Annotated in this window: 11 protein-coding genes; 8 read left to right on the top strand and 3 right to left on the bottom strand. The window is 40.6% G+C overall.

What is annotated here, in order from left to right:
• Positions 1-25 precede the first annotated feature (25 nt).
• Positions 26-1423 (bottom strand): MFS transporter, encoded by a 1398-nt coding sequence (locus AC0VYV_RS21920; RefSeq protein ID WP_475368246.1) that lies wholly within the window; start codon positions 1421-1423, stop codon positions 26-28.
• Positions 1424-1652: 229 nt separating this feature from the next.
• Here AC0VYV_RS21920 and AC0VYV_RS21915 point away from each other — a divergent pair, with 229 nt between their 5' ends.
• The 3 genes from AC0VYV_RS21915 (at position 1653) to AC0VYV_RS21905 (ending at position 5725) form a co-directional block, all read left to right on the top strand.
• Positions 1653-2642: a LacI family DNA-binding transcriptional regulator gene (locus tag AC0VYV_RS21915; protein ID WP_475368245.1), complete on the top strand. Its 990-nt coding sequence runs from the start codon at positions 1653-1655 to the stop codon at positions 2640-2642.
• A 176-nt stretch (positions 2643-2818) separates the two neighbouring features.
• On the top strand, positions 2819-4213 hold the full coding sequence (locus AC0VYV_RS21910) for a sucrose-specific PTS transporter subunit IIBC (RefSeq protein ID WP_475366239.1): 1395 nt from the start codon (positions 2819-2821) through the stop codon (positions 4211-4213).
• A 66-nt stretch (positions 4214-4279) separates the two neighbouring features.
• A complete protein-coding gene (locus AC0VYV_RS21905) occupies positions 4280-5725 on the top strand; it encodes a glycoside hydrolase family 32 protein (protein WP_475373137.1) in 1446 nt (481 codons plus the stop codon).
• A 51-nt stretch (positions 5726-5776) separates the two neighbouring features.
• Here the strand turns inward: AC0VYV_RS21905 and AC0VYV_RS21900 are convergent, their stop codons facing one another.
• Positions 5777-6568 (bottom strand): SDR family NAD(P)-dependent oxidoreductase, encoded by a 792-nt coding sequence (locus tag AC0VYV_RS21900; RefSeq protein WP_475368243.1) that lies wholly within the window; start codon positions 6566-6568, stop codon positions 5777-5779.
• 331 nt (positions 6569-6899) lie between these two features.
• Between AC0VYV_RS21900 and qoxA the strand changes: the two genes are divergently transcribed.
• From qoxA to qoxD, 4 genes are read left to right on the top strand one after another with little or no spacing between them, the layout of a single operon-like run.
• Positions 6900-7835 carry a cytochrome aa3 quinol oxidase subunit II gene (gene qoxA, locus AC0VYV_RS21895; protein ID WP_194218220.1) on the top strand — a complete coding sequence of 312 codons (936 nt, stop codon included), beginning with the start codon at positions 6900-6902 and terminating at the stop codon, positions 7833-7835.
• A 17-nt stretch (positions 7836-7852) separates the two neighbouring features.
• Positions 7853-9796: a cytochrome aa3 quinol oxidase subunit I gene (gene qoxB, locus AC0VYV_RS21890; RefSeq protein WP_194218221.1), complete on the top strand. Its 1944-nt coding sequence runs from the start codon at positions 7853-7855 to the stop codon at positions 9794-9796.
• Between the two features lie 14 nt (positions 9797-9810).
• Positions 9811-10419, top strand: coding sequence for a cytochrome aa3 quinol oxidase subunit III (gene qoxC / locus AC0VYV_RS21885; protein WP_194218222.1), 609 nt, complete (start codon positions 9811-9813; stop codon positions 10417-10419).
• Between the two features lies 1 nt (position 10420).
• Positions 10421-10747, top strand: coding sequence for a cytochrome aa3 quinol oxidase subunit IV (qoxD, locus tag AC0VYV_RS21880; RefSeq protein WP_194218223.1), 327 nt, complete (start codon positions 10421-10423; stop codon positions 10745-10747).
• Positions 10748-10840: 93 nt separating this feature from the next.
• On the opposite strand, the gene AC0VYV_RS21875 is transcribed toward qoxD, so the two are convergent.
• Complete coding sequence (locus AC0VYV_RS21875) at positions 10841-11125, bottom strand: spore morphogenesis/germination protein YwcE (protein ID WP_194218224.1); 285 nt, start codon at positions 11123-11125, stop codon at positions 10841-10843.
• Positions 11126-11305: 180 nt separating this feature from the next.
• On the opposite strand from AC0VYV_RS21875, the gene AC0VYV_RS21870 reads away from it, so the two are divergent.
• Positions 11306-11887 carry a hypothetical protein gene (locus AC0VYV_RS21870; protein ID WP_475373136.1) on the top strand — a complete coding sequence of 194 codons (582 nt, stop codon included), beginning with the start codon at positions 11306-11308 and terminating at the stop codon, positions 11885-11887.
• Positions 11888-11901 lie beyond the last annotated feature (14 nt).

The raw sequence follows: 11901 nt of genomic DNA, 5'->3' as shown, positions 1-11901 counted from the left end.
CTATGGCCGATCTTTTGATTGCTTATTAAGACGCAGATGATTCGGATAGTGCTTTTTCACGTTTTGATAGAAATTTCAACGTGAAGATGGCAAATGCGAGCAGAGCAATACAGGTTAACCCAAGGTACAAGTTACTAAAAATGAGATTACTTCCTGATCGTGAAAGTGGATTCATCGAAAAAGTAACGTTTTTCATTTCAAGAAGCCTTCCGAAAATAGCTGAACTAAAAGCGCCAGCAAGGAAGTTCAATAAATTGAAAACCCCCATACCTACACCATTTTGGTTATCAGGTAGAATGGAAGACAGGAGATCAGCTGTTGAACTCTGGATGAGTGGAAACCCAAGGTAAGCTATTAATAGACACGGTGCAATAACCCATGCGTTGTAACCTGAAAACGTTGAGATGAAAAATGTTCCACTTGCGATCAGAAGAAGCGCTATTTTTACAACAAGTATTGCGCCACGCTGTTCGATGATTCTACCACCGATTTGGCCGATTAACCCAGCAGCCATTGCCCCGGGAAATAAGACAAGACCGATATTTAAGGTTGATAGCCCGTTAAGCTCTCGCAACATAATCGGGATGACGAAGATCAATCCAAAGAGCGCGGAAGTTCCAAGGAAACTAGTTAACACGGTGATCGTGTATTTGGTATTTTTCAATATAACGGGATCGATAAATGGGTGTGTAATCGTAAACGTTCGCCATAAGAATAGAATGAAAAAGACGGTAAAGAGGACGAGTAAATACCAAAGGAACGTTGTAATATAGAACAACAATGATGCTACCGATACGGCCATAAGCGCAGCACCTGGTAAATCAATGGATCCTGAACGCTTTTCTTCATTTGGTAGCCATTTTCTAAAGAGCGGAATGGCAAATACAGTCGCAACAGAGAAAAGGAAAAGGAAGCGCCAATTCAGCGTACCTCCTACAACACCACCGATTATAGGACCGACACCTGAAGCAAAGGCAACGGTGGAAGAGATCAATCCAAACACTCTTCCTTTTTCTTTAGGGAGAAACCGAATTGGAACAATAAAGGCAAGCGCTGGAATTGTTGCGCCACCAATTGCTTGAAGTATTCGTGCTGCTAGAAGAGTAGTATAGTTGGGAGAAAGAAAACCAATAAAGGCCCCTGTAGCAAAAATACTAATCCCTATAGTAAAAAGAGTTTTGATTGGATAGATATCCGCTAGCTTACCGTACATAAGAGAGCCAATGGCAAATACAAGAATATATCCAGTTAACACCCAGCTTACTTCTGATGGACTGAGATTAAAAGATGCAGCAATATCAGGAATGGCAACGTTGAACATCGTTCCATTCATAACGGCAAAAGCTAGAATCGTACAGACAAGAATAATTAGCTTTTTCCGCGCTGATGCATCTAAATTTTCATGTTCATAGTGGTCTGTCATAGCAGCCCTCCTTTAAATAAAGTTATTTTTTTGGAGTATCTATTAACGCTATTTATTTAGTATCACGAAATAACACACACTCTTCTACATCATAGAGGGCATTACATTAGAAGTAAACTGAGGAGACTTACAAAATCGGTCCTCCCTACACATATTTCCAGTTATAGACAACAGCAGTGAGATCGATTATGATGAATTAAGGAAAGACTGTCATGATGGAGGAACGGTTATGCCAACAATTAAGGATGTAGCAAAACGAGCAGGTGTTTCAAGAACAACAGTCTCGCGAGTGCTGAATGACAATGGTTATGTTAGTCATGAAGCAAGGCAGCGCGTCGTTGAAGCAGTGGAAGAGATGGGATATATTCCGAGTGCACATGCGAAAACAATGCGTACGAAGCGTTCGGGCGTTATAGGCGTTATTCTGCCAAGAATCAGTACTGAAACAGCCAGTCGTGTTGTTAATGGGATCGAGAATGAGCTTGCGGCCAACGGTTATCAGATTCTTCTAACCAATACCCAATTACAGCCTGAGAAAGAAATACAAAATATAAAGCTATTAAAAAGTCGTCAGGTGGACGGTATTATTTTGCTTGCCACAAATCGGAACCAAGAATTACTTGATACCATTTCAGATGCTTCTATTCCTTTTGTTGCAATTGGACAGGAATTAAATGGCGTCATGTCTGTCGTATACGATGACTATCATTCTTCATATAGTGTGACAGAGTCACTTATAGAAAAAGGTCACCGCCACATTGGTTTTATAGGTGTACCAGAAACAGACCATGCTGTTGGGATCGTGAGGAAACAGGGTTACCTTGATGCAATGAAAAAGCACGGTTTAACAGTGGAAAAAGGTTGGATTCAATATGGGAACTTTACATTTGAGTCCGGATATGAAGCTGCCAAACAATTAGTGGAGCAATCTAAATTAAAACCAACCGCTATTTTTGCCGTAACGGATCGCATGGCGATTGGAGCGCTTGGCTTGTTGAAAGAGCAGGGGATTCGCATTCCAGAAGATATGGCATTATTCGGTATCGGTGCTTCTGACTTATCCCGCCACGTGACGCCGGCATTATCAACTGTGGACTATTTTAATGAAGATGCTGGACAGAAAACGGCTCAGCTTATTTTAGAGCAGCTATCAGGGAAAGTTTTGGAAAAGAAAAAACTTAAACTTAACTATAGACTTATTGAAAGGGATAGTGTATAGTAACTAGTGAAAGCGATGTCAATTTCTTTTTAACCAATGTGGAATCGTTCACATATCACTCATTATTTAATTACTTAACGATAGACTAAAAAGAGCGAGGAAATGAAAACGCTCTTATTTCGCCAAATATGGAATCGATACCATGCGCAAGATATAATGTGAAGGGAGTTAATGATATGGCTACAAACCGTGAGATTGCTCAGGAAGTCATTGATGCTATTGGTGGACAGGAGAATATTCAATCTGTTGCCCATTGTGCAACAAGACTAAGAATTATGGTACACGACAAAGAAAAAATTGATCAAGAAAGAGTAGAAGGGGTAGAGAAAGTAAAGGGTGCCTTCTATAATTCTGGACAATATCAGGTTATTTTTGGAACAGGGACTGTTAACCGAATTTATGATGAGGTGACAGCGCTAGGAGCAACTGGTTCTACTAAGTCCGAAATTAAAGAAGAATCATCGAAGCAAGGAAATGCGTTTCAACGTGCGATCCGCTCATTTGGTGATGTGTTCGTTCCAATCATTCCAGCGCTTGTAGCAACAGGGTTATTTATGGGACTACGCGGTCTTGTGCTTCAAGAAGAGATACTTGCTCTATTCGGCTTAACACCAGGGGATATCTCAGATAACTTTATTCTATTTACACAAGTTCTAACGGATACAGCATTTATCTTCCTACCAGCGCTTGTAGCATGGTCAACCTTCCGAGTGTTTGGAGGAAATCCGACGATCGGTCTCGTACTCGGATTGATGCTTGTTACGCCTGCTCTTCCGAACGCATGGGAAGTAGCGGCAGGAAATGCAGAGCCACTTAAGTTTCTAGGGTTTATTCCAGTAGTAGGCTATCAAGGTTCGGTTATTCCCGCTTTTGTTGCAGGTTTACTCGGAGCAAAGTTAGAAAAACGAATTCGTAAAATAGTACCAGAAGCACTAGATCTTATTTTAACTCCGTTCCTAGTATTGTTAATTATGATTACTTTGTCGCTATTTGCGATCGGACCTATTTTCCATACGGTAGAAGAGTACATCATGGATGGTACGATTTATATTCTTGATCTTCCATTTGGTCTAAGTGGTTTAATCATTGGATTCTTCCATCAAATTATTGTTATTACAGGTGTTCATCACATTTTCAACTTCCTTGAAATTCAGTTGTTTGAAAACCTTGGCTACAATCCATTTAACCCAATTATTTCTGCGGCAATCGCAGCTCAGGGTGGGGCAGCACTTGCTGTTGGCCTGAAAACAAAGTCTAAGAAATTGAAAGCATTAGCCCTTCCATCTTCTTTATCTGCTTTTCTTGGAATTACAGAGCCGGCTATCTTTGGTGTCAATCTCCGGTATATGAAGCCATTTATCATGGGATTAATCGGTGGTGCAGTCGGGGGATTCCTCGCATCACTCTTTAAGTTAAAAGCGACGGGCCTTGCAGTTACTGTTATCCCAGGTACATTACTATTCTTGAATAGTCAGATTGTATTGTATCTACTTGTTAACATTATTTCGATTGGGATTGCCTTTGGTCTTACATGGGCATTTGGCTACAAAGACGGTATGCTAGATAAATAATAGCGAAGGGGATCCTCAATAAAGCGGATCCCCTTTTTCAAAATTTTAATGAACTAGGTGATTTTTATGACGGATCGAAACGAGCAGCTAAAGGATCTTGCAATGAAAGAAATAGAGGCACAACGTGAAACAGTTGAAAGTGACTACCGCCGCTCAGCATTTCACTTAATGCCACCTGCAGGGTTATTAAATGATCCAAATGGTTTTATACAATGGAAGGGCGTTTATCACGTTTTCTTTCAATGGATGCCTTTTAAAACGGATCATGGCGCTAAATTCTGGGGACATTATACGTCGACAGACCTCATTAACTGGGAGCTTGCCCCAATTGCCTTAGCCCCTGGGGACTGGTACGACAAGAATGGCTGCTATTCGGGAAGTGCGGTCGTCTCTGAAGATAAATTGATGCTTTTCTATACTGGGAATGTAAAAGATGAGCAGGGAAATCGTGAAACCTATCAGTGTCTGGCTGAATCTGAAGATGGGATTCACTTTGATAAAAAGGGCGTAGTATTAAACTTGCCTGAGGGATATACCCCTCATTTTCGAGATCCAAAAGTGTGGCAGCATTTAGAGAAATGGTACATGGTGGTTGGTACGCAGAACCTAAATGAAGAAGGTCGAGTCGCCTTATTTGAATCAACCAATTTAAAGGACTGGATGTTGAAAGGGGACGTCACAGCTTCTGGGGAAGAACCGATTGGTGATTTAGGATTCATGTGGGAATGCCCTGACTTATTTGAGTTAGATGGGAAGGATATTCTTCTCTTTTCCCCACAAGGGCTAAAGCCTACAGGATACTTGTACCAAAATGTCTATCAAACAGGGTACCTTTCTGGAGAAATGAATTATGTGAGTGGAAAGATGAATCACGGATCGTTTACAGAGCTTGATCGAGGTTTTGAATTTTATGCACCACAAACGACACTTGATGAGAACGGAAGAAGGCTGATGATTGGTTGGATGGGTGTGCCTGAGCAGGGAGAAGAGCATCATCCAACAATCGAACACAAATGGATACACATGCTAACCATTCCACGAGAGCTTTATTACGAAGGGGATAAACTTATCCAACGTCCTGTGAAGGAATTAGAAGCGATGCGACAGAATGAAGTGAAAAAAGAAATCACGCTTTCTAATGAAGAAAAGGAATGGGAGGAGTTTCACGGAACCACATATGAATTACTTCTTCATGTGCAGAAAGTGGAAAACTCGTTTGCTGTTAACTTCCGAAACAATGCCGAAATGATTTATGATGCTGATAAAGGAATATTAACGTTTAAACGAAAGAGTTTTGTTGATGGAAAGGATGAGTCGCGAAGCTGCTCCATCGATGAAGTTTATAACCTTCGATTCTATGTCGATTCATCCTCGATTGAAGTGTTTGTAAATGATGGTGAGGAAGTGTTCACATCAAGGTTTTTCCCTGAAGAACATGATGTAAGTCTTACCTTTAAAAGTAACGGCTATGTAGATGTGCAAGCGACAAAGTGGCTACTTGAAGCAAAATAGCAGAAAACCCCTCTGACCAAGTCAGAGGGGTTTTCATATTGGGTGGTGCTATTAAACGGAGCGAATAATTCCGCCCTCTACACGCTGAGCTGATCCATTTATCGCTGATGATAATGGTGACGCGAGAAAGGCTACTGTGTTTGCCACTTCTTCGACTCGTGCAAAACGTTGAATTAACGATGTTGGTTCGTTGTCTTTAAAGTAGTCTCGTGTAAAGTTATCAAGATCTTTCTTTTCTTCGGCAGCTGCGCCTTCCATGAAGCTTGCTACGCCATCTGTCCATGTTGGACCCGGTAGTACAGAGTTAACAGTAACATTTGAGCCTTTTGTTATTTCAGCAAGTCCGCGTGATAAGCTAATTAAAGAACTTTTCGTTACCGAGTATGGAAGCATTTGGGATAGTGGTTTAACGCCTGCTTCACTCGCGATATTCAGGATTCGTCCTGTATCCCTTGATAGCATAGCAGGGAGAAATTCGCGACTCAGTCTCACGGCACTAATGACGTTTGTTTGGAAATAACTCATCCACTCTTCATCTGATACGTCTGTGAACGGCTTAACTTCAAATGCCCCCATATTATTAATTAAGATGTCGAGCTGACCAATCTTGTTTACTTCTTCAATGAGTTGTTTGCTTTCGCCTTGCTTTGAAAGATCTCCAACAACGCCGTGTACATTCCCGAGTGATGATAGTTCCTTCACCACATCCTGTACACGCTCATACGTACGTCCGTTGATAATAACTTCTGCACCTTCTTTTAATAGTACTTCCGCAATTCCTTTACCTATTCCGGATGTTGACCCTGTAACAAGTGCTAGTTTGTCAGTTAATTGTAAGTTCATGATAAGCTCCTTTCAAAATACAGTCATACTTTATCAATTAGTCTATTGAACAGACAACGATCGTGCTTGAAGAAAAGCAGAGACAAATGAAGCAAGCGCTGTTATATCCATTAAAGTTAAATCATTCCACAAATTTGAACAAAATATGTATGAAATGTGACAAAAAAGTGATAAATACATGAGCAACTTTTGACATCTTGTGACACCTGTCACATTTATGAAAGGAACCTGCTACAATAGCCAATGGTAACAGTTGTTTCTGTCATTTTTTGTTTAAAATCTACTTAACTAATATATAGGAAGAAAGGAAGGTGGCCTGGCGGTGAAGCGAATGAAATCATTTTTTGCGCTCAGTATGTTTCTTGCAGTGATGGTATTGAGTGGCTGTAGTAACTTAACCGTTCTTGATCCAAAAGGACCTGTAGCAGAACAACAAGCGAATTTAATTCTTTTCTCTATTGGCTTTATGCTGTTTATTGTTTTGGTCGTGTTCGTGCTATTTACACTCATCCTTGTTAAATATCGTGAGCGTAAGAGTGGTCCTGAATACGAACCTCCACATATCGAGGGGAATGTGTTCCTTGAAATTGTTTGGACTGTAATTCCGGTAATTATTCTTATTGTCCTTGCAGTGCCGACTGTACAAACGATTTTTGCACTAGAAGAGGCACCGGAAGCGACGTCTCATAAAGATCCAATCGTGATTCATGCGACATCAGTCGATTGGAAATGGGTGTTTAGCTATCCAGAAGAAAATATTGAAACGGTGAACTATCTTCATATCCCTGAAGATCACCCAATTCTATTTAAATTAGCATCGGCAGATTCAATGGGATCATTTTGGATTCCGTCACTTGGTGGGCAGGAATACACAATGTCTGGCATGATGACAGAACTTTATTTGCAAGCTGATGAAATTGGTGAGTATCGCGGACGTAATGCCAACTTCACTGGTGAAGGATTTACTGAGCAGGTATTTACTGTAACAGCTGAATCTCAAGAAGATTACGATGAGTGGGTAGAAGAGGCGCAAGACGCACCTGAACTTACTCAAGAGAAATACAATGAGTTGATGCTTAAAGGTCATACAGAAGAGCAGACATTCTCAGAAACTCACCTTCAGTGGGTTGATCATGGAATGGACGCTGAATACGCAACAAAGGTCCGTAATGGCGAATCAACTGATGAAGATGAGTCCTCAGAAATGGATCATTCAGAAATGAACCATGAAGACTCTGAAAAAGATTCCGAGGAACACTCGCATTAAGAGAGGAGGAAGACACCATGAAATTGGATGAATTTTTTGTCACCGGGGATCCGCTGATCTATGGGGCGGATGTATCAATTGCACTAACATTGATTGGCGCAATCTTCGCCTTAACGTATTTCAAAAAGTGGAAATGGTTATGGACGGAATGGCTAACCACTGTTGACCATAAAAAACTCGGTATCATGTATATCATCGCAGCAGTTCTTATGCTTTTCCGCGGTGGTGTAGATGCCATGCTCATGAGGGCGCAATTAACGGTTCCAGATTCAAGCTTTTTGGATGCGAACCACTATAATGAAATATTTACAACGCACGGAACAATCATGATTATTTTCATGGCTATGCCGTTCTTAATTGGTTTAATAAACGTTGTTGTACCATTACAAATTGGTGCACGAGACGTTGCTTATCCGTTTTTAAACGCAGTAAGTTTCTGGACTTTCTTCATGGGGGCTATGCTCTTTAACATTTCATTTGTTATTGGTGGATCTCCATCTGCTGGTTGGACAAGTTATGTTCCATTAGCTGGTCTTGAACTAAGCCCAGGAGTAGGGCAGAACTATTACTTACTCGGCTTACAAATTGCAGGTATCGGTACATTATTAACGGGTATTAACTTCCTCGTTACGATTTTGAAAATGAGAGTACCATCTATGAAGCTTATGCAAATGCCTATGTTTACATGGTCTTCATTAATTACGATGGTTATCATCATCTTTGCATTCCCGGTTCTTACCGTGGCACTTGCACTTATGACGTTTGATCGTCTGTTTGGAAGTCACTTCTTTACAATGATGGATGGCGGTATGCCAATGCTTTGGGCAAACCTCTTCTGGATTTGGGGCCACCCTGAAGTGTACATTGTTATTCTTCCGGCGTTTGGTATGTTCTCAGAAATTATTAGTACATTTGCACGTAAGACACTTTTCGGTTATAAAGCAATGGTTTATTCCATGGTCGTTATTGCCGGACTAAGCTTCCTAGTATGGGTTCACCACTTCTTTACGATGGGAGCAGGTGGAGCAGTTAACTCATTCTTCTCCATCACTACGATGTTAATCGCCGTTCCGACAGGTGTGAAGATCTTTAACTGGCTATTCACTCTGTACAAAGGGCGAATACGATTTACGACAGCGATGCTTTGGTCGCTTGCCTTTATCCCGAACTTCGTTATCGGTGGGGTAACAGGTGTTATGCTAGCGATGGCAGCCGCTGACTATCAGTACCACAATACGTACTTCCTAGTTGCTCACTTCCACTACGTGCTCATCTCGGGTACTGTGTATGCTTGTTTCGCAGGTCTATACTTCTGGTATCCAAAAATGTTCAATCACCGTTTGAACGAGCGTCTTGGTAAATGGAGTTTCTGGATTTTCGTTGCAGGATTTAACTTATGTTTCTTCCCGATGTATTTCCTAGGTCTTGCAGGAATGCCTCGTCGTATTTACACTTATGGAATTGGAGACGGATGGATGAGCTTGAACGTACTTGCTACGTTCGGTGGTATGCTAATGGGAATCGGATTCTTGATTCTTGTTTATAACATCTACTATAGCTTCCGTTACTCTCCACGTGAAACAACTGGTGACCCTTGGGATGCTAGAACACTTGAATGGTCAACACCAGCTCCAGTACCGCATTATAACTTCGCTCATCTTCCTGAAGCGAAAGGACATGATGCATTCTGGATTATGAAAGAAGAGAAGAAACAAGGGAAAACACCTGAGAAGAAACCTTATAAACCAATTCATATGCCTAGTTACTCTGGCGTGCCGATTGTGATGAGTGTATTCTTCTTTATTGCAGGATTTGGTATGGTATTCTCTTGGACTTGGATGTCTATTCTTGGGCTAATTGGTGTCCTTGCAACAATGGTGATCCGTTCATTTGATTATGATAAAGGTTTCTACGTTAGCGTAGAAGAAATAGAAGAAGATGAGAAAAAAACTACTTTATAAAGGAGGCGTGAAGCATGGAATCAGTCGAATATTCTCCTAACACGCCTTTAGAATATCAGTCGGAAACTGGCCGACTGAATATTCTAGGCTTCTGGATTTTCCTCGGTGCCGAAATCGCTTTGTTCTCAACGCTGTTTGCCACTTATCTAGTATTAGTTGGTCGTACAGCTGGCGGTCCAGGACCAGAAGAGCTTTTTGAAATTAGTGGTGTGTTAATTGAAACATTTTTGCTACTAACAAGTAGTTTCACATGTGGACTTGCTATTCACTATATGAGAAATCATTCTCTTAAAGGATTGTTTCTCTGGTTAGGTATTACACTCGCATTAGGTTTAGGATTCCTAGGGTTTGAAATTTATGAATTTGTTCATTACATTCATGAAGGTGCTGCACTAACAACTAGTGCCTATTGGTCTGGCTTCTTTGTATTAGTCGGAACGCACGGTGCCCACGTAACAATGGGTATTGCATGGATTTCACTTATTTTGATTCAATTGAAGCAACGCGGATTAACACCTGACACAACAAGGAAGGTCTTTATTTCAAGTTTATACTGGCACTTCCTTGACGTTGTGTGGATCTTTATCTTCACAGCAGTCTACTTGTATGGGATGGTGATGTAAGATGGCCTCAAACAACGAGCAGACAAATAGTCATAGCCACTTCCCATGGAGCCACTTAGTTGGTTTCGGTCTATCGATCGTTTTAACACTACTTGCTTTATGGGTCGGATTCGCTTCAGACTTTAGTTTTAGAACGATTATGATTATTGTTGTCATCCTGGCATTGATTCAGGCAGCGATTCAGCTCTTAATGTTTATGCATATTACTGAGAGTGATAGTAGCCGAATTCAGGTCGGAACGATTCTTTACGCAGTTTTCATTGCGGTTGCAGTCGTTGCCGGTACAATCTGGGTTATGTCATTCGGCATGCACAATATGAATATGTGATTCAAAAAAAGCTGTTCACCTCTTGAGGTGAACAGCTTTTTTTGAATTGAAATTTTGTAGAGATTTATGAATCTCCACAGTACTGTTGAAAATTTAGTCTTCTATTTGTGACATTTTCTTTGCAAGTGAACGTTCCTTAAGGAATGGGCGAGCAAAGATGAGATAAGCCGCTAAATGAGCGAAAAGAACATTAATCGCGAAAAGAGTAATAAAGAGTGTATGTGCTACTGGAGTCATACCGCCACCAATGTAGAAAATAAGTAGCGCCCAGATTGCCACAATAAACGGTGTGTGTAAGAAAGCAAGCTTCTTATAATCCTGCCACAGAAACAACGGTGTAGCCGTGATAACGAAAAGATAGACCATATAGACATCCATAGTTAACAACTCCTTTTTATGATACCGCTTACAAACTAAGCTTATGTCGAAATAAAGAATAATTTGTGAATGTTTTGTTACAATTAGTATACCACAATTGTTCGAAAATTCTACACATATTTGAGATTTTTTCAGGATAACTTTATGATTTAGAAAGATAAAGAGGAAAGAAGGTGCATGATGAAGAGATTCATCTTACTTATCATATGGCTTGGGTTTATACTGTATTCAGTTTTTCTAGCGCCAGAAGGAAATGGTCCTTATCTTTCTGAATTATTAACGATGAATCAACCCGATCCCAGTTTACTTGCCATGTTTTCACTACTCGGAGTATTTCCTGCTGTTTTTGCTGTATTGCTGTTACGGAGCGACCGTGGTTCAATACCAGCATGGCCATTTGTACTTGGTTCATTTGTAGCTGGGGCATTTAGCTTAATGCTATATTTTATTTTAAATAAGAAGAAGGATGCCCCGAATCGAACGCCAGATAAGTTGAGGATATTACTTCAATCTCGTGGTCTTTCCCTTGTCCTTATTATGATAGCTCTTGGTTTAATGATTTACGGACTAGTTGCTGGAGATGCTTCTATTTATCAAAAAGCTTTTCTAGAATCGAATTTTGTTCATGTGATGACGATCGATTTTCTAGTTTTAACAGGACTCTCTATTCTGGCTTTACGTGAACGCGACCATGTGTCAGGAATACATGGTGTTCTACCGATTATTGGTCCACTCATGATTGTAATAAAAGGAAAACATTAAAATAGGAGGCTTAA

It is taken from the genome of Anaerobacillus sp. QJM3NY_17, assembly GCF_056173665.1.
The sequence above is the reverse complement of the archived record's forward strand: the minus strand, read 5'-3'. Positions and strand labels throughout refer to the sequence as shown.

Coding starts and splice junctions, on each gene's coding strand:
- AC0VYV_RS21910 (WP_475366239.1), top strand. CDS start 2,819: ATGGCTACAAACCGTGAGATTGCTCAGGAAGTCATTGATGCTATTGGT.
- qoxC (WP_194218222.1), top strand. CDS start 9,811: ATGGAATCAGTCGAATATTCTCCTAACACGCCTTTAGAATATCAGTCG.
- AC0VYV_RS21870 (WP_475373136.1), top strand. CDS start 11,306: ATGAAGAGATTCATCTTACTTATCATATGGCTTGGGTTTATACTGTAT.
- AC0VYV_RS21900 (WP_475368243.1), bottom strand. CDS start 6,568: ATGAACTTACAATTAACTGACAAACTAGCACTTGTTACAGGGTCAACA.
- qoxD (WP_194218223.1), top strand. CDS start 10,421: ATGGCCTCAAACAACGAGCAGACAAATAGTCATAGCCACTTCCCATGG.
- AC0VYV_RS21875 (WP_194218224.1), bottom strand. CDS start 11,125: ATGGATGTCTATATGGTCTATCTTTTCGTTATCACGGCTACACCGTTG.
- qoxA (WP_194218220.1), top strand. CDS start 6,900: ATGAAATCATTTTTTGCGCTCAGTATGTTTCTTGCAGTGATGGTATTG.
- AC0VYV_RS21920 (WP_475368246.1), bottom strand. CDS start 1,423: ATGACAGACCACTATGAACATGAAAATTTAGATGCATCAGCGCGGAAA.
- AC0VYV_RS21905 (WP_475373137.1), top strand. CDS start 4,280: ATGACGGATCGAAACGAGCAGCTAAAGGATCTTGCAATGAAAGAAATA.
- AC0VYV_RS21915 (WP_475368245.1), top strand. CDS start 1,653: ATGCCAACAATTAAGGATGTAGCAAAACGAGCAGGTGTTTCAAGAACA.
- qoxB (WP_194218221.1), top strand. CDS start 7,853: ATGAAATTGGATGAATTTTTTGTCACCGGGGATCCGCTGATCTATGGG.